This window comes from Bacteroides muris (ex Fokt et al. 2023), from assembly GCF_024704895.1.
In the GTDB taxonomy this organism is placed as follows: domain Bacteria; phylum Bacteroidota; class Bacteroidia; order Bacteroidales; family Bacteroidaceae; genus Bacteroides; species Bacteroides muris.
This window is the reverse complement of record NZ_JAMZEE010000026.1, coordinates 26,018-47,692: the sequence shown is the minus strand read 5'-3', so window position 1 is coordinate 47,692 and position 21,675 is coordinate 26,018. Positions and strand designations below refer to the sequence as shown.

The following is a 21,675-nucleotide window of genomic DNA, read 5'->3' as shown; positions in this document are numbered from 1 at the left end:
ATAAATGACCTACCTTTGTCCTCGGTAAAGGCTTTGTCCCTAACTGGTAATCACGTTTCTGGTCAGTATATTTTATAGAATAATTCCATGAACATATTAATCACTGGAATCCACGGCTTTGTGGGCTCCAATCTTGTTGTTGCCCTAAAGGAACGTCATAGCCTTTACGGGCTGGATATTGTCGCTCCTGAAAAGGAGGGGGTGGTAAAGACTTTTTTCTGGAAGGATATTGAACCGGCTTCTTTTCCGATGCGGAATCTTCCTGAATTCGATGCCATTATTCATCTGGCTGGTAAAGCCCATGATACGAAAAACCGGTCCGCAGCCCAATCCTATTTTGATATTAATACGGGATTGACCCAAAAGATATTTGATTTTTTTCTGGAATCGTCTGCGAAGAAGTTCGTATTCTTCAGTTCTGTGAAAGCCGCTGCCGACAGTGTGGTGGGTGATATGCTGACCGAAGATGTGGTGCCTGCTCCGGTAGGGCCTTATGGGGAAAGTAAGATAGCTGCCGAGAATTACATCCTTAGCAAGTTGAAAGTTGAAAATGGAGAATTGAAAGCTAATCTGTATGATGACAAAAAGGTCTATATCCTGCGTCCTTGCATGATTCATGGTCCCGGCAACAAAGGCAATCTGAATCTTCTTTATAATGTGGTGAGGAAAGGCATTCCCTGGCCTTTAGGGGCTTTTGAGAACAGAAGGTCTTTTACTTCAATAGACAATCTCTGCTACGTGGTGGAAGGTCTTTTGACCAAGGAGGTGGCGAGTGGTATCTACCACATGGGAGATGACGAGGCCTTGTCCACAAATGAACTGATAACTTTGATGTGTCGGGCTTTGGAGCGTAAGCCGCATATCTGGAAGATAAACAGAGGACTGATGGAATTCTGTGCCCGGCTTGGGACTCTGCTCCATTTGCCTTTGAATGCAGAGCGTCTGCGCAAGTTGACAGAGAATTATGTGGTGAGCAATGCGAAGATAAAGGCTGCCCTGGGAATTGACAGAATGCCGGTGAGGGCAGAGGAGGGGATAGTGAGAACGATAAAATCGTTCTCAAATATAAAAGTAAACAATTAAAAATTAAAGAGGAAAATACTGCTATGTATTATCTGCTAATATTGGTTCTGCTGTTTTTGGCAGAACTTTTTTATTTTAGGATAGCTGATAAATGCAATATCATCGACAAGCCCAATGAGCGGAGTTCTCATACGAAAGTGACTTTACGCGGTGGTGGGATTATATTCTATTTCGGTGCGTTGGCCTGTTTCCTGACGAGTGGCTTTGAATATCCCTGGTTCCTGCTTGCCTTGACACTGGTGACGTTCATCAGCTTTGTGGACGATATAAAATCCACCGGACAGATGACAAGACTGCTTTTTCATTTCTCTGCCATGACCTTGATGTTTTATCAGTGGGGGCTGTTTTCCTTGTCTTGGTGGTGGATAGTCATTGCCTTGATAGTCTGTACGGGCATCATCAATGCCTACAACTTTATGGATGGCATTAACGGTATAACCGGTGGTTATTCTCTGGTTATTCTTGCTGCGTTGGCCTATATCAATAAAGAGGTAGTGACTTTTGTGGAAGCGGATTTTATCTATACCGTTATCTGTTCTGTTCTTGTCTTCTGCTTCTTTAATTTTCGTAAGAAAGCCAAGTGCTTTGCCGGTGATGTGGGTTCCGTGAGTATTGCTTTTATCCTTCTTTTCCTGATAGGCAGGCTTATCATTGAAACAGAAGATTTCAGCTGGATAGTCCTTTTGTCCGTTTACGGTGTAGACAGTGTTCTGACTATCATCCACCGTCTGATGCTTCATGAGAATGTCGGCTTGCCGCATCGCAAACATCTGTATCAGATAATGGCGAATGAACTGAAAGTTCCTCATGTAATGGTTTCTTCTTTTTACATGGCAGTGCAGGCAATCATCATCGTAGGATATATAATGTGTTTAGGTTACGGTTATTGGTATTTGGCAGGTATAATTCTTTTGCTTTGTTTTCTTTATATCTGTTTTATGAAGAAGTATTTCGGATTGCACCAGTCTACGTGAGTAATGCTGAAATGATGATTAGTAAAATAATGAAAGGCGATGGAGACTAAAATCTCCATCGCCTTTCGTCTTATTTTTGAAATATAAATCGTACCTTTGTCATACACCAATCAGGTTATAATAATAACATGGAACAGATACGTAAGCTGCCGATAGGCATACAGGCTTTTGATAAACTACGTGAAGGCGGTTTTCTTTATGTAGATAAAACTGCTATGATTTATCAAATAGCATCTACTTCTACTCCTTATTTCCTAAGCCGTCCCCGTCGGTTTGGCAAGAGTCTGCTCATTTCCACTTTCGAAGCTTACTTTCAAGGACGCAAAGACTTGTTTCAGGGCTTGGCCATCGAACAGTTGGAAACGAAGTGGGAACAGTATCCTGTTCTACATCTTGACTTGAATGCCCGGAAATATGAAACTGCTGCTGACCTGACGGCTATGCTTAATCAGTATCTGGAGAAATGGGAGCTGCTCTATGGTCAGGAGAAGAAAGACCGTAGTCCGGAAGAGCGTTTTGCTTACGTGATAGAGCGGGCATGCACTCAGACAGGAAAGCAGGTTGCTGTGCTGATTGATGAGTATGACAAGCCATTGCTTCAAGCGGTCTTGGATGAGAACTTGCTGGATGAGTATCGGAAAATATTGAAAGCGTTCTACGGTGTCTTGAAGAGCGCTGACCGTTATCTTCGTTTTGTTTTCCTGACCGGAGTGACCAAGTTTGCGCAAGTAAGTGTGTTCAGTGACTTGAACCAGCTGAATGATATAAGCATGGATAGAGCATACAATGCTTTGTGCGGCATTACACAAGATGAACTTATAAAAACATTTGGCCCGGAAATACAACGGTTAAGTGAGAATGAAGAACTGACTTTGGAGGAAACGATTTTTCGTTTGGCAAAGAAATATGACGGCTATCATTTTTGTGAAGATACTTCGGTGGGGCTTTTTAACCCTTTCAGCCTTCTGAATGTATTCCAGAAATTGAAGTTCGGCAACTTCTGGTTTCAGACGGGTACACCTACTTATTTGGTGGATTTATTAAAAAAGAGTGACTATGATCTTCGCCTTTTGCTGAATGGCGTAGAGGTTACTGCCTCTGCCTTCTCTGAATATCGTGCAGAAGCTAATAATCCTCTGCCTATGATTTATCAGAGCGGTTACTTGACTATAAAAGCTTATGATAAGGAGGTTTGCCTTTATACGCTTCAATTTCCGAATGATGAAGTATGTTATGGTTTCCTCAATTTTCTGGTTCCTTTTTATACTAAAGTTACTGATGATGAGACTGGTTTCCACATCGCTAAATTCATGCGTGAATTGAAGAGTGGAGATGTGGAGGCGTTTATGGAGCGTCTTAAGATATTCTTCTCCGGTATTCCGTACGAGTTGAGTGATGATACGGAACGCCATTATCAGGTTATTTTTCATGTAGTGTTTACTTTGCTGGGACAGTTCATCCGGTCCGAGGTTCGCAGCAGCCGCGGCCGTGCGGATGCAGTAGTTCATACCCCTACCGCTATTTATGTTTTTGAGTTCAAACTGGACGGTACAGCCGACGCAGCTCTGAAACAAATAGATGAGAAGGGGTATCTGATTCCTTACACATTGGATGGCAGGAAATTAGTGAAAGTAGGTGTGAACTTCAGTAAAGAAACACGGAATATTGATGAATATATTGTCGTGGAGGAATAAAATCGTACCTTTGTCATACACCAATCAGGTTATAATAACATGGAACAGATACGTAAACTGCCGATAGGCATACAGACTTTTGATAAACTACGTGAAGGCGGTTTTCTTTATGTAGATAAGACGGCTATGATTTATCAAATAGCATCTACTTCTACTCCTTATTTCCTGAGCCGTCCCCGTCGTTTTGGCAAGAGCCTGCTTCTTTCTACCTTTGAAGCCTACTTTCAAGGACGCAAGAATCTGTTTCAAGGTTTGGCCATTGAACAGCTGGAAAAGGAATGGGAAGAATATCCGGTTTTGCACTTGGATCTGAATGCCCGGAAATATGAAACTGCTGCTGACCTGACGGCTATGCTTAATCAGTATCTGGAGAAATGGGAGCTGCTCTATGGTCAGGAGAAGAAAGACCGTAGTCCGGAAGAGCGTTTTGCTTACGTGATAGAGCGGGCATGCACGCTGACGGGAAAGCTGATTGTTGTGCTGATTGATGAGTATGACAAGCCATTGCTTCAAGCGGTCTTGGATGAGAACTTGCTGGATGAGTATCGGAAAATATTGAAAGCGTTCTACGGTGTCTTGAAGAGCGCTGACCGTTATCTTCGTTTTGTTTTCCTGACCGGAGTGACCAAGTTTGCGCAAGTAAGTGTGTTCAGTGACTTGAATCAGCTGAATGATATCAGCATGAAGTCTCCTTACGCTGCTTTGTGTGGTATTACCAAAGAGGAGTTGGTGAAAACCTTTCTGCCGGAACTTGAGAGACTGGCTAAACGAAGAGGGATATCCTTACAAGAAGTGATTGATTTGATGGAACGTCAATATGATGGTTACCATTTTCATCCGGAAGGTGTAGGAATGTTCAATCCGTTCAGTGTATTGAATGCTTTTGATGCAGAAGAGATGGGGCACTATTGGTTTCAGACCGGCACACCTACTTACTTGGTTGACTTGCTGAAGCAGAGTGATTACGATATACGTCTATTGATAGATGGAGTGGAAGTGCTGGCTTCCGCTTTCTCTGAATATCGTGCGGAAACAAATAATCCTCTTCCGATGATTTATCAAAGTGGTTATTTGACCATAAAAGGGTATGATGATGATGTGAAGCTATACACTTTAGGCTTTCCGAATGATGAGGTACGTTACGGCTTTCTGAATTTTCTGGTACCCTATTATACCAATGTATCCAATGATGAGACTGGTTTCCACATCGCTAAATTCATGCGTGAATTGAAGAGTGGGGATGTGGAGGCGTTTATGGAGCGTCTTAAGATATTCTTCTCCGGTATTCCGTACGAGTTGAGTGATGATACGGAACGTCATTATCAAGTTATTTTTCATGTAGTGTTTACTTTGCTGGGACAGTTCATCCGGTCCGAGGTTCGCAGCAGCCGTGGTCGTGCGGACGCAGTAGTTCATACCCCTACCGCTATTTATATTTTTGAGTTCAAACTGGACGGTACAGCCGACGCAGCTCTGAAACAAATAGATGAGAAGGGGTATCTGATTCCTTATACCTTGGATGGCAGGAAATTAGTGAAAGTAGGTGTGAACTTCAGTAAAGAAACACGGAATATTGATGAATATATTGTCGTGGAGGAATAGGAACGAACAATCATATATATGGAAAAGGCGATGAAGATTTGATTCTCCATCGCCTTTTCCATATTATAGAATTTCACCTTATTTCTTCATTCTCAGCACCCGTATTCCCGTCCACTTATTATTGTCTTTCAGCATTTGGGACAAGGAGACTTTGGAGGCCACCACTTTCTTGTCGGTAGAGGAAGCGTGTACCAACAGGAGTTTGCTGTCTGCATAGAAAGCGATTCCCATGTGGGCTACATCCAGCCCCGGAGTGTTGGTGGTGATGGCTATGATATCGCCGTCTTTAATCCACGGGAGGCCATCGGCGGGAAGTTTGGCTTTGGGAAGATAGTGAACTTCCTTGCCGGACAAGGATTGCTCTATCTTCTTCATTTTGGCTATGTTATCCGGAGAATTTGCCAGCTGCTTGTAGAGTTGGGGGTGGGAAGACATGTAGGAGATTGATAACTGTTCGGTGTCGGGACTCATGGCGCCCGTTACATCCTGAAGGAAGCCGTTGCGTACGCCATTGTTTATCCAGTCGGCAATATAATGCAGGCGGGAAGTGTACCCGTCGATTTTACCGTCACGGTAACGGATTTTCTGCAGGTTATCGGCGAAAGCGCTTTCCGAAATGTCTCCGTCGGCCAATTTGGGGGTGAGTGTCTCTGCCAGCACATATTCCACCAGCGTGGTGCAGTCTACCTCATCGCAGTTGATGACGAGTTCCTCGGGACCATCTGCCTCCAGCGTATGGGCCACGTATGGCACATCCAGATACTTTATTCCATTGCTCAACATATCTTTCCCTCCCTGGGCAGAAACGGAAGTTACCAGAGTTGCCGCACAGAGGGCGCTGAACATAAATTTAGTCATTGTTTTCATTTTTCTTTCTTTTGATTATTACTGTTCTTAAACGTAAAAAGGATGCAGCAAATTTACTACATCCTTTTTATAAAAGCTTAATACGGGGGAATTAAATTCAATACTGCCGGATTAAATATTTATAAATTCTTTTGAGGCAGATTCAGAGGCCGGGGAATACGAGCCCTTCACGCAGCCACTTCTCCAGTTCTTCGGTCCATTGACGCTTGTAGGGGAAGTTGTCACGGAATCCCCAGCCATGTCCGCCGGTAGGGTAGGCATGCAGGCTGGCAGGTACTTTATGGTCGCGCAGGGCGAGGAAATAGCCGATGCCATTGATGGGTGGCACCGCATCGTCATCCGAAGAAAGCATGATGAAAGCTTGGGGGGTGCGTGCCGATACCTGTCTTTCGAGTGAGTATTTCTGTTCCAGTTCCTGAGACGGGTTTTCTCCGAGGAGATTGGTGCGTGAGCCTCCATGAGTGATGCCCGGTTGCATGGAGATGACCGGATAGAACAGTATCTGAAAATCGGGACGGGTTTTGTCACTGCTGTAGAGAGTGGCTAGCGAAGCGGCCAGATGTCCGCCTGCAGAGGCTCCCATGATGCCTACGCGCTGAGGGTTGACGCCCCATTCGGCAGCATGTTCGCGTATGAGGCGAATGGCTTGTTCGGCATCAGAAAGGGGGATTTCATTGTGGCCGTTGGGCATGCGGTACTTCAGTACTGCGTACGTAATGCCTTGTGCATTGAGCCAGGAGGCCATGTCAAGTCCTTCGTGGCGCATGGCAAGACCGCTGTAAGCGCCTCCCGGACACATGATGATGGCCATACCGTTGGGCTGGGAAGCCGGGAAGATGGTGAGGGTAGGGACGGTAATGTTGGTTACCCATTCATTGTTATAGTTCTGTTCTGTTTCGGACGGTCTGCTGTTGTTGGGGGCTTTGTCGGGCCATAAAGGCAATTCGACGGGATTTTGTGCAAATAATAGGGCCGTTGTAAATAAAGAAAAGAATAATAGAATCTTTTTCATGTTTCTTATATTTAAAGTTATTTGGTCTGAAAGGAATAAGGGGACTTTCCGTCCCCCTTATTCCTTTCACATGTTGAGCTTGTGAGATTTCAACTATTTGGTTTTCATGGAAGCTTTGATGAGATAGCATATCAGCAGGACGTATGCACCTAGTGCCAGTACTTCAGACCAGGTATTCTGTAACCATGCATCGTTCACGAGGTTGATTCCTCCGAAACGCATGGCGGCGCTTGCCACACCCATCAGTGCACCGCCGGCAATGAAACCGGAGGCCAGCAGTGTGCCTTTCTCTCCGCGTTCGGCATTGAGAGCGGCATTCTTGCTGCGGCTGGTCACGTACCAGTTGATGGCACCGCCCACTACCAACGGAACATTCAGTTCCAACGGGATGAACATGCCCAGTGCAAACGCCAGTGCGGGAATCTTGCAGAAGTTGAGGATGACGGCCAGCACTGCACCTATACCGTAGAGCAGCCAGGGCGCACCCACGCCATTCATCAGAGGTTCGATAACGGCTGCCATGGCATTGGCCTGTGGAGCGGCCAATTGTCCGCTGGTGAAACCGTACGTCTTGTTCAGGATAATCATTACACCACCTACGGTAGCGGCGGAAACGAGGGTTCCGAGGAACTTCCAGGTCTCCTGTTTGGCGGGTGTGCTGCCCAGCCAGTAACCGATTTTCAAGTCTGTGATGAAGCCTCCTGCCATGGACAGTGCCGTACATACAACACCGCCCATCACCAGTGCGGCAACCATTCCTTCGGGACCTTTCAGCCCTACGGCTACCATGACCACGGATGCCAGGATCAATGTCATCAACGTCATTCCGGATACGGGGTTTGTGCCCACAATCGCAATGGCATTGGCGGCCACAGTGGTAAATAGGAAAGCGATGCCTGCCACAAGCAGGATGGCTACAATGGTATGTGCCAGGTTGCCCTGCATCACATCGAAGTAGAAGAAGAGAACAACCAGCAGCAGTGTGATGGTGGAACCGATGGCGATAATCTTCATGGAGATGTCCCGTTGCGTGCGTTTTACGCCGGCCTCTACATTGGATTTACCACCCATTTCCTTGGCAGCCAGCCCTACGGCACTCTTGATGATGCCCCAGGACTTGATAATGCCGATGATGCCTGCCATGGCAATGCCACCGATACCGATGCTCTTGGCATAATATTTGAAGATTTCTTCCGGAGTCATGGCGCCTACGGTTGCCGTAATCTCGGGGTTCCATTGGTTCAGTACGGAGTCTCCCCAAATCATGGACATGCCGGGGATAATAATCCACCATACGGCCAGTGAGCCGGCACAGATGATGGACGCGTATTTCAGCCCTACGATATAGCCCAGACCAAGCACGGCAGCACCCGTGTTAACCTTGAACACCAGCTTGGCTTTCTCGGCCAGCATTTCGCCGAAGCCGCATACGCGGGTGGTGAAATTCTCGTTCCACCAGCCGAAGGTTGCTACGATGAAGTCATATAGACCGCCGATGATACCTGCCGTGAGCAGCGGCTTTGCCTGGCTGCCGCCCTTTTCGCCGGAGACGAGCACTTGCGTGGTGGCTGTTGCCTCGGGGAAGGGATACTTGCCGTGCATGTCGCTCACGAAATATTTGCGGAAGGGAATCAGGAAGAGAATACCCAGCACACCTCCCAGCAGGGAGCTGATAAAGACCTGTGCGAAGGTGACGGTGATTTCTTTCGGATAGGTTTCCTGAAGGATATAAAGTGCCGGAAGGGTGAAGATGGCGCCTGCCACGATGACGCCCGAGCTGGCGCCGATGGACTGGATAATGACGTTTTCGGCCAGTGCATTCTTGCGTTTGGCGGCACCCGATACGCCGACGGCAATGATGGCGATGGGGATGGCTGCTTCGAATACTTGCCCCACCTTCAGCCCCAGATAGGCTGCTGCGGCCGAAAAGAGGATGGCCATCAGAATACCCCACGTCACCGACCAGGCATTTACTTCTGAATACTTCTTGTCCGGGCTCATCAAAGGGTTGTACACTTCTCCCGGTTTCAATTCACGGAACGCATTTTCTGCTAGTCCGGTGATAGGTTCTTCTTCTTGTTTCATAGGTTTTGTAGTTTTATGTTTTTCGTTATGGAGTTCAAAGAAAGCAAAAAAAAAGGAGATTTAAAAAAATCTCCTTAATTCTGTATGGTAAAATGCTTATTTGGCATCTTTTGCCGTCATATCTCCTTCGATAAACAATCGCATTATTTCCGTTTTGGCATTGGTGCGCAGGGTAATGGATTTCTTGAAGTGGCCGGGGTATCTTCCGGTTCCATTATAGGTTACTTTCACTGTGCCCGTCTTTCCAGGCGCTATCGGTTCCTGTGAGTATTCGGGAACGGTACATCCGCAGGAAGCCACGGCCTGATGGATGACAAGCGGAGCATCGCCTACGTTTGTGAACTTAAAGGTGTAGCTGACCACCGGGCTGTTCTCGGAGAATGTGCCGAAGTTGTGGGTGGTCTGTTCGAATTTGATGTCTGCCTTTCCTTGGGCATAGGCACAACCGATGCTCATAACCAGCATCAGCATATAAAAAGCGACTTTCTTCATGTTCTTATCTTTTTTATATTTCAACGGTGCAAAGGTAACTCATTTTCATTAAAATAATGTCTATGGCGTGCGAAATTGTATTAAATCGGACTCAAAAGGCCTTTGTACGAATGATAAGCGGGGAAAAATAGGGGAAGCGGATGGCTGCTGTCCGGTTGTCGTCATTGATATGCTGCTCTTCCGGAGTGTGCCTAAAGGGTGGCAAAAGTGGGGAAATAGTCAGTAGCAAACAAGATATGGAGATTGTTTCGGCACGATGTCCGTCAATTTGCGGTAAGAGCATTTGCGTATCTCCCCAAAAATGACGAATATTGTGTCCGAATTCTATAAACCCCAATAATCATGTCTCTACAGCATCATCTTCCGAAACGAGTCTTTTCAGCGGGAGGAAAGAGCTTTCTTGCCGGACTGTTCCGTTGGAACTGCCGCGCGCCCCGGGCATTGACGGCATGGGGCATCAGTTCGGGGGGAGCCGGTTGGGGAGTGGCTTGTGGGGGTGTTGCTGTATAGAACACGGAAAGGAGAATCGAATGAATAAGGAAACCATACATATAGAGAATCTTTCCATCGGCTATCCCGGTAAGGGCGATGTGAAAGCGGTGGCAGACGGCATTTGCGCCGGAATCAACAGTGGTGAGCTCACTTGTCTGTTGGGAGCCAATGGAGTGGGGAAGTCTACATTGCTCCGTACGTTGTCCGCCTTCCAGCCGAAACTTGGCGGAAACATATTTATTGAAGGAAAAGAGATAGGGGAGTATACCGACAAGCAGCTTTCGCGCGTCATCAGCGTGGTGCTGACGGAGAAGTGCGACATACGGAATATGTCTGTCGTAGAACTGATAGGTCTGGGCCGCAGCCCCTATACCGGTTTCTGGGGAACCCTTTCGAAAGAGGACAAGGCTGTGGTGGACAAATCCATCGCTCTGGTAGGCATTCCCCATCTGGCACACCGCATGGTGCATACGCTGAGTGATGGCGAACGGCAGAAGGTGATGATAGCCAAGGCGCTCGCCCAGGAAACTCCCGTCATCTATCTGGACGAACCGACAGCTTTCCTCGACTTTCCCAGTAAAGTAGAGATGATGCAGCTGCTTCACCAGCTTAGCCGGCAGACGGACAAGACGATTTTCCTTTCTACCCACGACCTGGAACTGGCCCTGCAGATAGCGGACAAGATATGGCTGATGGACAAGGCGAACGGAGTGACCGTCGGCACGCCCGAAGACCTCTCGCTGAACGGCAGCTTGAGCAACTTCTTTGCCCGTAAGGGTATTGCCTTCGATTTGGAAACGGGACTGTTCAGGGTAGCCAATGAATATACCTCCCGGATACGCTTGGCGGGCCACGGGCAGAAGTATGCCATGGTGCGCAAGGCACTCCAGAGAAACGGCATTCTGGCAAACCGGAATGTTGAGTCGGAGATTTACATCGAAACCGGAGATTTGAGGGAAGGGGCCGACGGCTTCGTGTTCCGCCGGCCGGGCAAGGAGCCGGTAACGGTGTACTCCATTGAGGAATTGCTGCACATAGTCTTGTCAATCCATTCCCTGTGATACATCGTTCGTATCCGTACGCTTTTATTCAATGCTTACGGGAACTATCGGTTGCCGCTTCACTTTGTCGAGGGGAGCGGCATGATACGTGATGTGCTTGAAGTCTATCTGTTTCAAGTCGATGCTTCTGATTGTACTGTCGTACATGGTGCGATAGTAGATGATACCGTTTGTCATGTCTGTGGCCGATGTCCATTGGGTGGCACTGGGAATATGGGCAGGAATCTGGCCGGGAGGAAACTCGATGCCTATGGGGATATCAAAGTTATTCAATATCTGAAAACATTGGAGAACGGTTTCCTGCGCGGTATTCTGTGGCGGCGTGGAGGTCTGGTAGAAAGCGGCACGGACAAAACGGGAAGGGGGAGTCACATCTCCCGGAATTCCTAAGAAGCCGCTTCCCGAACCGAAAGGGGCCACGGTTGCATTGCCCAGCGATTTGCTTTCGGCACTGCCCGGGTATAGGTTCACGTAATTATTCAGGTTGGTCATCTGCCAGTCAAACCCGGGGGAGTTTGTCAATACTCCCAGCTTGTTTTCATAGAAACGGGGCTGTCCGTCGATGAACTCCAATACCAGTTGGCGGCCGGTCTTGTCTGCAATCCGCCAATGCACGGTGGAAGCACGCGGGTCAATGGCTATGACCGCCACCTTTTCAACGGCTTCCTTTACCTCGTCTACGGTAGAGAAGCTTCCCAACAGCCATGATACCAGCTGTAAGTCGGCTATGCTCGACGCTTTTCGCGCTGAGTCGTACTCCTCGTATTTGCCATATCCGGGAAAGTAGAAGAGACCGGCGGAGAGTCCCGCTTCATTCAGTCCCTCGGCCACGAACTCTTTTTGTTCCACTGCCAGGCCTACGTAGCCATAGCGTGAGGTGAACTCCATGCCAGACAGAGTGCCTCCGGGTGTCAGTGATTGTTGCGAATAACCGCGCGGTACGATGACGTATTGGCTGTTCAGCTCACTGCCTCCCCATTCGATGGTGCGGGCTACGACGTGCGCATTGTCTTTGGCCGTCAGGGTAATACCGGTACATGCCTCGGCTGCTTGAGGGGCGAAAGTGAGGGCTGCCATTGCTGCCAGCAGGATAGAAATTCTTTTTGCCATATTATTCAGTTTATATTGTTGGGTATCTGTTTGTATACTAAAACAACTCTGTATGGCAAAATGTTCTCTTACCGGAACCGGTACCCCAGCGTGAAGAATGCTGCGAAGTTCTTGGGGAAATATCCTCCTCCTTCTTCCGAATGACTTATCATCTGGTTTATCTGCTCATTGACTTTTACCAGTCCCACCTGCGTCTCTGCACCGATGATGAACCTTTTGTATTCGAAAGTAAGTCCCACGGCAATGCCTGCATCAAAACGGTGGTTGCCCATCTTCCCGTCTGCCATGCTGCCGAAAGTGCCTGTCTTGAACCGGTATCCTTCCTGCACGCTGCTGCTATGATTGTAAGTCTCGCCTGAAGTCTTGCCTGCCACGCCTATGGCCGCATAAGGGCCCACACTCAGCGAGGCATGATAATCCTTGCCCAGATGGAGGCGGGCCGCTGTCATGAGGGGGATTTGCAGGTACAGTTCATGCATTCTGGCATTGCCGACGTGGCCTATCTCGTCTTTACCGCCGATGGACACAAACTCCAATGCGGATTGCAGCACCCAGGTTTTGTTGAGGACATATTCTGCACCGATACCGGCCTTGTAAGCCATTTGGGTGTCACTGCCGGAGTGTTTTCCATGAAAATGGGAGGTACCGATGCCTGCTTTTGCATGAAAGGACAGCGGGCTCTGCGCCAAACCGGTCAGTGCGGCCATTGCCATACAGACGGTAATGATTATCTTCTTCTTCATGAGTAAAGTTTTGTGGCGTTTCCTGCGCTATATGTTCTATCGGCACACAAAGATAGAACTTATATTTGACGAAACCGAAAAAGCTCTGCGCCAATCGGCGTAATCCGTGGTGAATCTTTATTGTTCTAAATCTGCAAGTGCCGGTATTCGCCCGGAGTATAGCCTACGTTTTTCTTGAACACGCGGTTGAAGTGCTGCGAATACTGGTACCCCAGTTCATAGGCAATCTGGCTGACCGTCTTTCCGCTTCCTATGATCATTTCTTTGGCCAGGTCGATGATTTTGTTCTGGATATATTCCTGCGCTGTCTTTCCGGTTTCCTTCTTCACCAAATCTCCGAAATAGTTGGAGGAGAGGAACACTTTGTCTGCGAAGTATTTCACGGAAGGCAGTCCTTCGGTTTGCGGTCTGTCGCTCTGGAAATAGTCGTCTATCAATGCCTCGAATTTCATCAGGATGTCCTTGTTGGCCGCCGAGCGGGTGATGAACTGGCGTTCGTAGAAACGCATGCAGTAGTCCAGCAGTAGCTCGATGTTGCGTGCAATCAGCCCCCTGCTGTGCTTGTCGACGGGGCGTTGGATTTCCATCTTTATCTTCTTCAGGCAGTCGAGGAAGATTTCTTTCTCTTCTTCGGACAAATGCAGCGCCTCGGTAGAGGAATAGGAAAAGAAGGAGTACTGCTTTATTCCTTGTCCCAGCAAGGTGCCTTTTATCAGGTCGGGGTGGAACAGCAGGCCGGAGGCGCTGGGCTGCATGCCTTCCGGCATGTTGACCTCGGTCACCTGGCCAGGGGCGAAGCTGGTTACCGTGCCTTCCTGGTAGTCGTAAAACTGCTTGCCGTAGCGTATGTCTCCGCATTTGGTATTTTTGAGGAAAAGGGCATATACGCCATAGTTCAGCGTGAAATGTCTGGGAAAACCGGTTGCTTCGGACAAGTCGACTACGCTGACCAGCGGGTGCAGGGAGTCGAGACCGAACATCTTGTTGTATTGGTCTACTGCGTTGAGCTTGATAACTTCTTCCATAAACGTTCCTGTTAGTGCTGTACAAATGTAGAAAATAATCAGGAAAGTTCCACATCGCAGGAGGAGGAATTCGTAATATGGCTACAAATGTCCGTAATCTGTGTACAATCCATGAATCATTCGTAAAGGAGAGAGCCGGCAAGTAATGTCATGCTGTTTTACATTACTTGTTAACTCTCTTTACATTACTTGTTAGCTCTCTTTACATTACTTGTTATTTTTGTTTGTAGTATTCCTCCGCTAGTGCCAGTGTCTCCGGTTTGCCGACGTCGAACCAGCGGAATCCTTGCAGCGGATAGCCTTGTATGTGCGTCTTTGTGCAGGCGGACAGGTAGAAAGGTATGATGGAGAACTTGCCGTTCCACGGTTCGTCGCCCATCAGGCGGAAGAGGGAGGGAGAGATGACATGAATCCCTCCGAAGGCAAGTTCCCGGTACTTCGTTTCCCGGTAGTCGAAGCCTGCCGGTTTCACCTCTCCAGTAGACTTGTTTATCCAGCCGTGCAGGTGGTAGTTGTCGTCGAAAAGGAGATAGCGGGAAGTCTTGCGCTCGCTCACGAGCAGGGTAGACTCCGCATCGCCCTTCAGATGGTGGCGGTAGAGGCCTGCAAGGTCGATGTCCGTCAAGATATCCGCATTGTGCACAAGGAAAGGTTCCTGCCCGTCCAGAAAGGGACGTGCCTTTTTGATGCCTCCTCCGGTGTCGAGCAGCATGCCGCGTTCATCGCTGAGGTGAATCTCCGTGCCGAAGTTGTCGCGGGCACGGAGGAAGTCGATAATCTGCTCCCCGAAGTGGTGGATGTTGACCGTTATCTCGTTAAATCCTGCTTCCTTCAACCGCAGTATCACCCGCTCCAGCATGGGCTTTCCTGCCACGGGAACGAGGGCTTTGGGCATATGGTCTGTCAAGGGGCGCAACCGGGTGCCCAGACCGGCGGCGAAAATCATAGCTTTCATATTGGCATATTCTCACATTAGCACATTAAACTTTGGCCTTAAACGTCTGTTCAATATTCTGTTCTCTATGTATCAGATTCACTTGCACACCGAACTTCTTGTGTAGATGTTCCGCCAGGTGTTGTGCCGAGTAGACGGAGCGGTGCTGCCCGCCGGTGCAGCCGAAGCAGACAGACAGGTTGGTAAAGCCACGTTCCATGTAGCGCTTCACGGAAGCGTCGACAAGGGCGTAGACATGCTCCAGGAATACGGCTATCTCGCCGTCGTCTTCCAGAAAGCGGATAACGGGTTCGTCCAGTCCCGTGAAGGGCTTGTAGCGCTCGTACTTGCCGGGATTGTTCACGGCGCGGCAGTCAAAGACGAAACCTCCTCCGTTGCCCGTGGAATCTTCGGGAATGCCCTTTTTGTAGGCAAAGCTGGTGACTTTCACCACGAGGCGGCGCTTTTGCAGGTCGTCCGTAAACTGTTTCAGCTCGGTGAGCTGGCGCAGAATCCGACAGAGGTAGGGATATTCGGGGTAAGGCTCCTGGAGCAGCTGGCGCAGGTTCTCGATGGCGAAGGGGACACTTTGTATGAAGTGGGGCTTCTTCTCGAAGTAGCCGCGGAAGCCGTAGGCGCCCAGCACCTGCATGGTGCGGAATAACACGAAGTGGCGGAGCTGGGCATGGAAATATGCCTCGTCCACGGGCTGGTACTTGCGCAGGGCGTCGATGTATTCCTTCAGCAGCTCTTGGCGCAGGCTGTCGGGATAGTTGGCTTTGGCCTGCCATAGAAAGGAGGCTACGTCATAGTAGACCGGACCTTTGCGACCGCCCTGAAAGTCGATGAGCCAGGGCTCGCCGTCCTTTATCATGACGTTGCGGCTCTGGAAGTCGCGGTACATGAAGGTGGCGGAGCTGCTGCGGAGCAACACGTCCGCCATCTTCTGGAAGTCGTCCTCCAGGCGGTCTTCCTGAAAGTCCATCCCTGTTGCCTTGAGGAAGCAGTACTTAAAGTAGTTCAGGTCCCACAGTATGCTGCGACTGTTGAACTCCGCCTGCGGGTAGCAGTAGGAGAAGTCCATGCCGTCGGCCCCGGCAAACTGCACGGCGGGCAGCAGGCGGAGGGTCTTGCGCAGCAACTGCTTTTCATCCTCGCCGAATACGCTGGTCTTGCGTCCCTTCTCTATGGCATTGAACAGAAGCGAGTCGCCCAGGTCTTCTTGCAGGTAGTAGATGTCATCTTCGGAGCGGATGAACACTTGCGGTACGGGCAGTCCTTTCTGGCGGAAATGTTCTGCCATATAGAGGAAGGCGCGGTTCTCCTCCACGGACTCTCCGCTGACACCGATAAGTGTAGGGTTTCCGCTGAGGCGGAAGTAGCGCCGGTTGGAGCCGGAGGAGGGAAGTTCGTCAATCTGTTCCGGTTCGTGTCCGGTATGTGCGATGTAGAGTTTCTTAAGTTCTTCGGTTATCATGGTGATATGTTTTATTTTCGCAGCTAAGATAAAACTTTTGTCGGAGATATGTTTACCTTTGCAGGAGGAAAATGTGCTAATGTGTCAATTATGTCCAATCCTCTTCCCACTGCTCGATGGCAAGACCTCTGAAGAGTTCGCGTTTACCGTCAAAGTAGACGTGCAGGGTGGAGAGGAGCTGGCTCTTGCCGAAACGGCGCGGACAGCTCAGAAAATAATAACTTCCGGTCTTTACCAAACGGTGAATGACAGCTGTCTTGTCGATATGGACATATCCGTCTTTACGGATTTTCTCGAAGTTCTCTATTCCGATGGAGTAGATTCTTTGGTACATGTTCCTTGTTTTTTTTGAATACAACGTTTATACGAATAGTTTCCGAAGATATGGCTTATGAATGGGAGAGATATTCGGATTTGCGCTATCTTTGCATTCGCTAAAAGGAAATTTATGGAGAAACTTCATCCGATTATGTTTGCCGGGACGGGCAGTGACGTGGGAAAGAGCATCACTGCTGCCGCCTTCTGCCGCATCTTCAAGCAGGACGGCTATCAGCCCGCACCTTTCAAGGTACAAAATATGGCGCTCAATTCATTTGCCACTCCCGAAGGGCTGGAGATAGGCCGTGCCCAGGCTGTGCAGGCGGAAGCTGCCGGAGTGCCTTGCCACACGGACATGAATCCGTTGCTGCTGAAACCACAGTCGGACCACACCTCGCAGGTTGTCCTCGACGGGCGTCCTATCGGCAACCGCAATGCTTATGAGTATTTCTGCAAGGAAGGACGCGACGAGCTGCGCCGGGAGGTTTGTGCTGCCTACGACCGCCTTGCCGCCCGCTATAATCCCGTCGTGCTGGAAGGTGCGGGAAGCATCTCCGAAATCAATCCCGTTGTTGGGGTAGTGCCTTACTACCGTGACATTTATATCGAAGAAGAAGACTCCGTGGCGCTTGCCACAAAGTCTGTCCGTGCCGAGAAGGGAAAGGTGAACATCGCCGTCATTCTGCTGCCCGGCTCCAAGAGCACGCTTGACGATCTTTACGAATTGCGCCGTAACGGTGTGGCGGCTGCCATCATCCGTGCCCACCGTGAAGGTGCCACTGTGATGGGCATCTGCGGCGGCTATCAGATGATGGGGCAGGAGGTGCTCGACCCTGAGCATGTGGAGGGAGACATCGAACGCCTGCCCGGGCTGGGGCTGTTGCCCATCAGTACCCGCATGTCGGGAGAGAAGGTGACCCGTCAGGTGAAGTTCGGTCTGTGCAATCCCCATTCTCCATCTTCCACTCTCCATTCTCCATTAATGCAGGGCTATGAAATCCATATGGGAGTGACCCCCCCCGTGGAAGGAGCTCCCGATTCTCCCCTGAATCTTCTGGAGAACGGCTTTACCGATGGTTACTACGTGGACTCCACCTGCATGGGGACCTATATTCATGGCATTCTCGACAATCCGGAATTCATAGATTTTCTGCTTGTGCCTTTTGCAGACAAATTGTCCGAGAATGCCGGCGCTTTCGATTATCATACATTCAAAGAAGAACAATACGATAGGCTTGCCGAGCACGTGCGCCGCCCGTCAACCTGCCGCTTATCTACCAAATATTGACAAAGAACCATGATTGAAGGACACGGAGACGATTCCTATAAATACAGCCGTCCGATTACGGCCAATTTCAGCTCGAACGTTTACAGCAGGGTGAATCTCTCTGCCTTGAAGGCGCATCTGTGTGCCCGGATTGACAGCATCGGCAACTATCCCGAACCGGAGCCTTACACGCTTGAGGCCTGCCTTGCCCGCCACCACCACCTTCCTGCCGAGGCAGTGTGCGTGACGAACGGAGCTACCGAAGCCATCTATCTCACAGCACAGACTTTCCGCGGGACAAACACCGTCATTGTGCAACCCACTTTCAGTGAATATGCCGATGCCTGCCGCATGCACGGTCATCGGGTCACTTCCCTCTACCGACTTCCCATGGAGAGCGAGGGGTATCGCTTGCCGGAAGAGGTGCGTATGCTGTGGCTGTGCAATCCCAATAACCCTACCGGAACGGTCGTGGAGAAGGAATATCTGGTAACACTTATCGGTCATAATCCGCAGGTATGTTTCGTCATTGACCAGTCCTACGAGTTTTTCACCTTGCGTCCACTTTTCTCTGCTGCCGAGGCGGTGGAGTTTCCCAACGTCTTGCTGCTGCACTCCATGACCAAGCGTTATGCCGTTCCCGGTCTGCGACTGGGATATGTCACCGGCGCCCCTCACCTGCTGCACCGCCTGCGTACTAACCGTATGCCCTGGTCGGTCAACCAACTTGCCATTGAGGCAGGGCTCCATCTGCTGGAACATGATGTTCCCAATCCGCTGGATGTGGCGTCTTACTTGCAAGAGGCTGCCCGCCTGCGCAGTGCGCTCGAGGCATTGGGAGGACTGGAAGTGTGGACCACCGAAACCCATTTCATGCTGGTGTGCCTCCGTATGGGCAAGGCTTCTGCCTTGAAAGACTATCTGGCCGGGGAGCATGGTATCCTGATTCGGGACGCCTCCAACTTCGACGGGCTGAATGAGCACTTTTTCCGCATAGCCGCCCAGAGCCGGAAGGAGAATGACAGGCTTGTAAAAGCAGTAGGACAATGGCTTGAGGAGGAATAACCGATGGAAGAAGATGTGCTTATACTTTTGGGTGTCGCCTTCAACTTGAACCTGCCGCTTCTCACAGCCTGGCTGCTCGATTACTGGCTGGGCGACCCGTCATGGCTACCCCATCCGGTTGTGGCTTTCGGCAAGGCCATCTCTTTCTGTGAGCACCGGTTGAACCGAGGCGATTCGCGTTTTCTGAAAGGAGCGCTTATGACGGTGCTCCTCGTGGCTGGTGTGTATTTCGTCACGCTTCTGCTGCTCCGTTTGGCGGCACTCTTTTCTCCGGGCATGCTGCTGACGGTGCAGATACTGCTGATGTTCTATTGCTTGGCAGGTACTACACTGGTTCGTGAAGTGCGCATGGTATTCAAGGCGGTAGACCGTTCTTTGGAGGAAGGCCGAAAACAAGTGGCGCGCATCGTGGGCCGTGATACATCTGCGCTCTCGGCGCAGGAGGTACGCACTGCTGCATTGGAGACATTGGCGGAGAATCTGAGTGATGGGGTGGTTGCTCCCTTGTTCTGGTATCTGCTGTTGGGAGTTCCGGGCATGCTTGCCTATAAGATGGTGAACACGCTGGATTCCATGGTCGGCTACAAGAACGAGCGCTATTGTCGGTTCGGCTGTTTCGCCGCCCGCCTGGACGACGCTGCCAATTACATTCCCGCCCGTCTGACAGCCTTTCTGATGGTGCTGGTTTCCGGTCGTCTTTCCTTGTTTGCTTTTGTGGGCAGATATGGCAGCCAGCATGCCAGTCCCAATTCCGGTTATCCGGAAGCCGCTCTTGCCGGTATTCTGGACTGCCGTTTCGGAGGTCCGCACAACTATTTCGGCGAGGAGGTATGGAAACCTTATATCGGTTCTAATGAACGGCCTCTGAAGACGGAAGATATGCGTGTGGCTGTCCACATCAACCGGCGTGTGGAGTGGTGGATGGTGGTTGCCGTAATCGTGACATCGACCTTAGCTTCCTTTTGTTTTTAAAATGTTGTTATTTTAACTGATTCTTTGTCCGTTCCAAAAAGATATAATATCTTTACAAGACCGCATTGCATTAAAAATGTAACTTTTAAAGCAGGTAAAGTGTTATAAATGAGGATAAAGCAACTGTATATTCCTTTTCTTTATTTGGTTTGGGAGCACAATAATTGCATCGGCAACAGATAAAGCGGATTCTTGGACTAAAGAAAACCTTTTCCGTGGAGAAATCCGTATGGCCATTGCCCAGAGCGACCTTAAAAGCTGCCAGCCATAGTCTGGCACAGATAGACCAGCTTGAAATGCAGCTGATTCTGGAGATACAGCAATACCTTCTGGTTATAGATGCCCGTTATCTGATGGCCACCGGAGAGCATGAGGCAGCCTTGACCGCCTACAATGTGCCAAGCCCGATGAGTATGACAGAAGCATCGCATTGATAGACGAGGTGCCCCCTACGGTACTGAACAATTACGTCTTCACCTTTGCCACTTTGATAAACTACAAGGCGAGTACGCAATATGACAAGGGGACATTGACATGGGGCCATCGAGACCCGGCACTACCTGATACGCGAGCAGGATTCGTTGAGCAATGCCTTCTCGGCCAACCAGTTGAAGGAGGTGAAGGAGATTTATCACATTGACGAGCTGCTGTTGGAGAAGCAGAAGATTTAGGACATGAATTGCCGCATAGGATTTATACTCCTGGGCGTCTGTCTGCTGCTGATGCTGCTTTTCTATCTGAGAATAAAACGAACTTGATTCGCCATGAAATCAATGCCCATTTTATTCATTATTTGGGAGGTATCTACAAAGTACAAACCGAAGCGGAGGAAGGCCCTACTATTTCGTTCATTATTCCTTGTCGAGATGGATGCGGACGATGCCACCATAGGGCGTCAATGCGTCGAAGGCTTCTTCGGCTTTGAGGATGCCGACATAGAGTTGCGCGCAGATTAATACGCCTCCGTGTGCGAAGATGGCAACGCGTGCATAGGGCTTCTTTCTCAACTCGTCCAGAAACTGGCCGACACGCCGGTATTGCATGGTAAAAGATTCTCCGCCGGTAGCTGCCACGTTCATGTAGTCGGCATACCATTCCTGCAGGCGCGGGTCTTCATTCTGCTCGAACGGCTTCATCTCCCAGTCGCCAAAATTGATTTCCATAATTCGTTCTTCCCGTTCCGCATCGGGATAGCCGCAATAGGCGGCGAGACGTACGCAACGGGTAAGGGGGCTGGTGTAGACGTGGTCGAACGGGAGGTATGTTTTCAGTTTTTCTGCCGTCACGGCGGCTTCCGCTTCAAACGTGGGCTTCAGGGGAACATCGGTCTGCCCATAGCATACGCCCGGAGGAACATCTACCGAAGTGTGTCGGATGAGTATTACTTCCATCTTTGATTTTC

The 21,675-nt window shown here is 49.6% G+C and carries 18 protein-coding genes and 3 pseudogenes; 10 read left to right on the top strand and 11 right to left on the bottom strand.

Going from position 1 to position 21,675, the window contains the following annotated elements:
- Window positions 1-87: 87 nt before the first annotated feature.
- The 4 genes from M1B78_RS11575 (at window position 88) to M1B78_RS11560 (ending at window position 5,353) form a co-directional block, all read left to right on the top strand.
- Window positions 88-1,083, top strand: a complete 996-nt coding sequence (locus M1B78_RS11575; RefSeq protein ID WP_257940737.1) for an NAD-dependent epimerase/dehydratase family protein — start codon at window positions 88-90, stop codon at window positions 1,081-1,083.
- 23 nt (window positions 1,084-1,106) lie between these two features.
- Window positions 1,107-2,057 (top strand): MraY family glycosyltransferase, encoded by a 951-nt coding sequence (locus tag M1B78_RS11570; protein ID WP_257940736.1) that lies wholly within the window; start codon window positions 1,107-1,109, stop codon window positions 2,055-2,057.
- Between the two features lie 128 nt (window positions 2,058-2,185).
- A complete protein-coding gene (locus M1B78_RS11565) occupies window positions 2,186-3,751 on the top strand; it encodes an ATP-binding protein (protein WP_257940735.1) in 1,566 nt (521 codons plus the stop codon).
- A 39-nt stretch (window positions 3,752-3,790) separates the two neighbouring features.
- Window positions 3,791-5,353: an ATP-binding protein gene (locus tag M1B78_RS11560; RefSeq protein ID WP_257940734.1), complete on the top strand. Its 1,563-nt coding sequence runs from the start codon at window positions 3,791-3,793 to the stop codon at window positions 5,351-5,353.
- 78 nt (window positions 5,354-5,431) lie between these two features.
- Here the strand turns inward: M1B78_RS11560 and M1B78_RS11555 are convergent, their stop codons facing one another.
- The 4 genes from M1B78_RS11555 to M1B78_RS11540 all read right to left on the bottom strand — a co-directional run bounded on the left by M1B78_RS11555 (window position 5,432) and on the right by M1B78_RS11540 (window position 9,809).
- Window positions 5,432-6,220: a DUF1460 domain-containing protein gene (locus M1B78_RS11555; protein WP_257931944.1), complete on the bottom strand. Its 789-nt coding sequence runs from the start codon at window positions 6,218-6,220 to the stop codon at window positions 5,432-5,434.
- A 142-nt stretch (window positions 6,221-6,362) separates the two neighbouring features.
- The gene (locus tag M1B78_RS11550) at window positions 6,363-7,232 is read right to left on the bottom strand and encodes an alpha/beta hydrolase (RefSeq protein WP_257940733.1); all 870 of its coding nucleotides are present in this window, start codon (window positions 7,230-7,232) and stop codon (window positions 6,363-6,365) included.
- A gap of 93 nt (window positions 7,233-7,325) precedes the next feature.
- Complete coding sequence (locus tag M1B78_RS11545; RefSeq protein ID WP_257931946.1) at window positions 7,326-9,317, bottom strand: OPT family oligopeptide transporter; 1,992 nt, start codon at window positions 9,315-9,317, stop codon at window positions 7,326-7,328.
- A 96-nt stretch (window positions 9,318-9,413) separates the two neighbouring features.
- On the bottom strand, window positions 9,414-9,809 hold the full coding sequence (locus M1B78_RS11540; RefSeq protein ID WP_136010891.1) for a DUF1573 domain-containing protein: 396 nt from the start codon (window positions 9,807-9,809) through the stop codon (window positions 9,414-9,416).
- A gap of 530 nt (window positions 9,810-10,339) precedes the next feature.
- On the opposite strand from M1B78_RS11540, the gene M1B78_RS11535 reads away from it, so the two are divergent.
- Window positions 10,340-11,362, top strand: coding sequence for an ATP-binding cassette domain-containing protein (locus M1B78_RS11535; RefSeq protein WP_257940742.1), 1,023 nt, complete (start codon window positions 10,340-10,342; stop codon window positions 11,360-11,362).
- Between the two features lie 24 nt (window positions 11,363-11,386).
- Here M1B78_RS11535 and M1B78_RS11530 read toward each other — a convergent pair whose 3' ends face one another.
- From M1B78_RS11530 to M1B78_RS11505, 6 genes and pseudogenes are all read right to left on the bottom strand, one after another.
- Complete coding sequence (locus M1B78_RS11530; protein WP_257931947.1) at window positions 11,387-12,472, bottom strand: choloylglycine hydrolase family protein; 1,086 nt, start codon at window positions 12,470-12,472, stop codon at window positions 11,387-11,389.
- 68 nt (window positions 12,473-12,540) lie between these two features.
- A complete protein-coding gene (locus M1B78_RS11525) occupies window positions 12,541-13,215 on the bottom strand; it encodes a PorT family protein (protein WP_257940732.1) in 675 nt (224 codons plus the stop codon).
- Window positions 13,216-13,340: 125 nt separating this feature from the next.
- Complete coding sequence (locus M1B78_RS11520; protein WP_257940731.1) at window positions 13,341-14,240, bottom strand: helix-turn-helix domain-containing protein; 900 nt, start codon at window positions 14,238-14,240, stop codon at window positions 13,341-13,343.
- 214 nt (window positions 14,241-14,454) lie between these two features.
- Window positions 14,455-15,195, bottom strand: a complete 741-nt coding sequence (locus tag M1B78_RS11515) for a nucleotidyltransferase family protein (RefSeq protein ID WP_257940730.1) — start codon at window positions 15,193-15,195, stop codon at window positions 14,455-14,457.
- Window positions 15,196-15,220: 25 nt separating this feature from the next.
- Window positions 15,221-16,651, bottom strand: a complete 1,431-nt coding sequence (locus tag M1B78_RS11510) for a RapZ C-terminal domain-containing protein (protein WP_257931951.1) — start codon at window positions 16,649-16,651, stop codon at window positions 15,221-15,223.
- A gap of 91 nt (window positions 16,652-16,742) precedes the next feature.
- Window positions 16,743-16,985 (bottom strand): annotated as a pseudogene (locus M1B78_RS11505) (AAA family ATPase); the annotation flags it as partial.
- Window positions 16,986-17,099: 114 nt separating this feature from the next.
- Between M1B78_RS11505 and M1B78_RS11500 the strand changes: the two are divergent.
- The 5 genes and pseudogenes from M1B78_RS11500 to M1B78_RS18890 form a co-directional block, all read left to right on the top strand.
- Window positions 17,100-18,274, top strand: a pseudogene (locus M1B78_RS11500) (hypothetical protein).
- Window positions 18,267-19,301 carry a threonine-phosphate decarboxylase gene (locus M1B78_RS11495; protein WP_257940729.1) on the top strand — a complete coding sequence of 345 codons (1,035 nt, stop codon included), beginning with the start codon at window positions 18,267-18,269 and terminating at the stop codon, window positions 19,299-19,301. Before M1B78_RS11500 ends, M1B78_RS11495 begins: the two are co-directional and overlap by 8 nt.
- Window positions 19,302-19,304: 3 nt before the next feature.
- Entirely contained in the window at window positions 19,305-20,273 is a 969-nt protein-coding gene (gene cbiB, locus M1B78_RS11490; protein WP_136009645.1) for an adenosylcobinamide-phosphate synthase CbiB, read from the top strand.
- Window positions 20,274-20,488: 215 nt separating this feature from the next.
- The gene (locus tag M1B78_RS11485) at window positions 20,489-20,707 is read left to right on the top strand and encodes a hypothetical protein (RefSeq protein WP_257940728.1); all 219 of its coding nucleotides are present in this window, start codon (window positions 20,489-20,491) and stop codon (window positions 20,705-20,707) included.
- Window positions 20,671-21,013, top strand: a pseudogene (locus M1B78_RS18890) (sensor histidine kinase); the annotation flags it as partial. The gene M1B78_RS11485 and the pseudogene M1B78_RS18890, both read left to right, overlap by 37 nt.
- Window positions 21,014-21,124: 111 nt before the next feature.
- Here the strand turns inward: M1B78_RS18890 and cobC are convergent.
- A complete protein-coding gene (cobC, locus tag M1B78_RS11480) occupies window positions 21,125-21,664 on the bottom strand; it encodes an alpha-ribazole phosphatase (RefSeq protein ID WP_257940727.1) in 540 nt (179 codons plus the stop codon).
- Window positions 21,665-21,675: the final 11 nt, after the last annotated feature.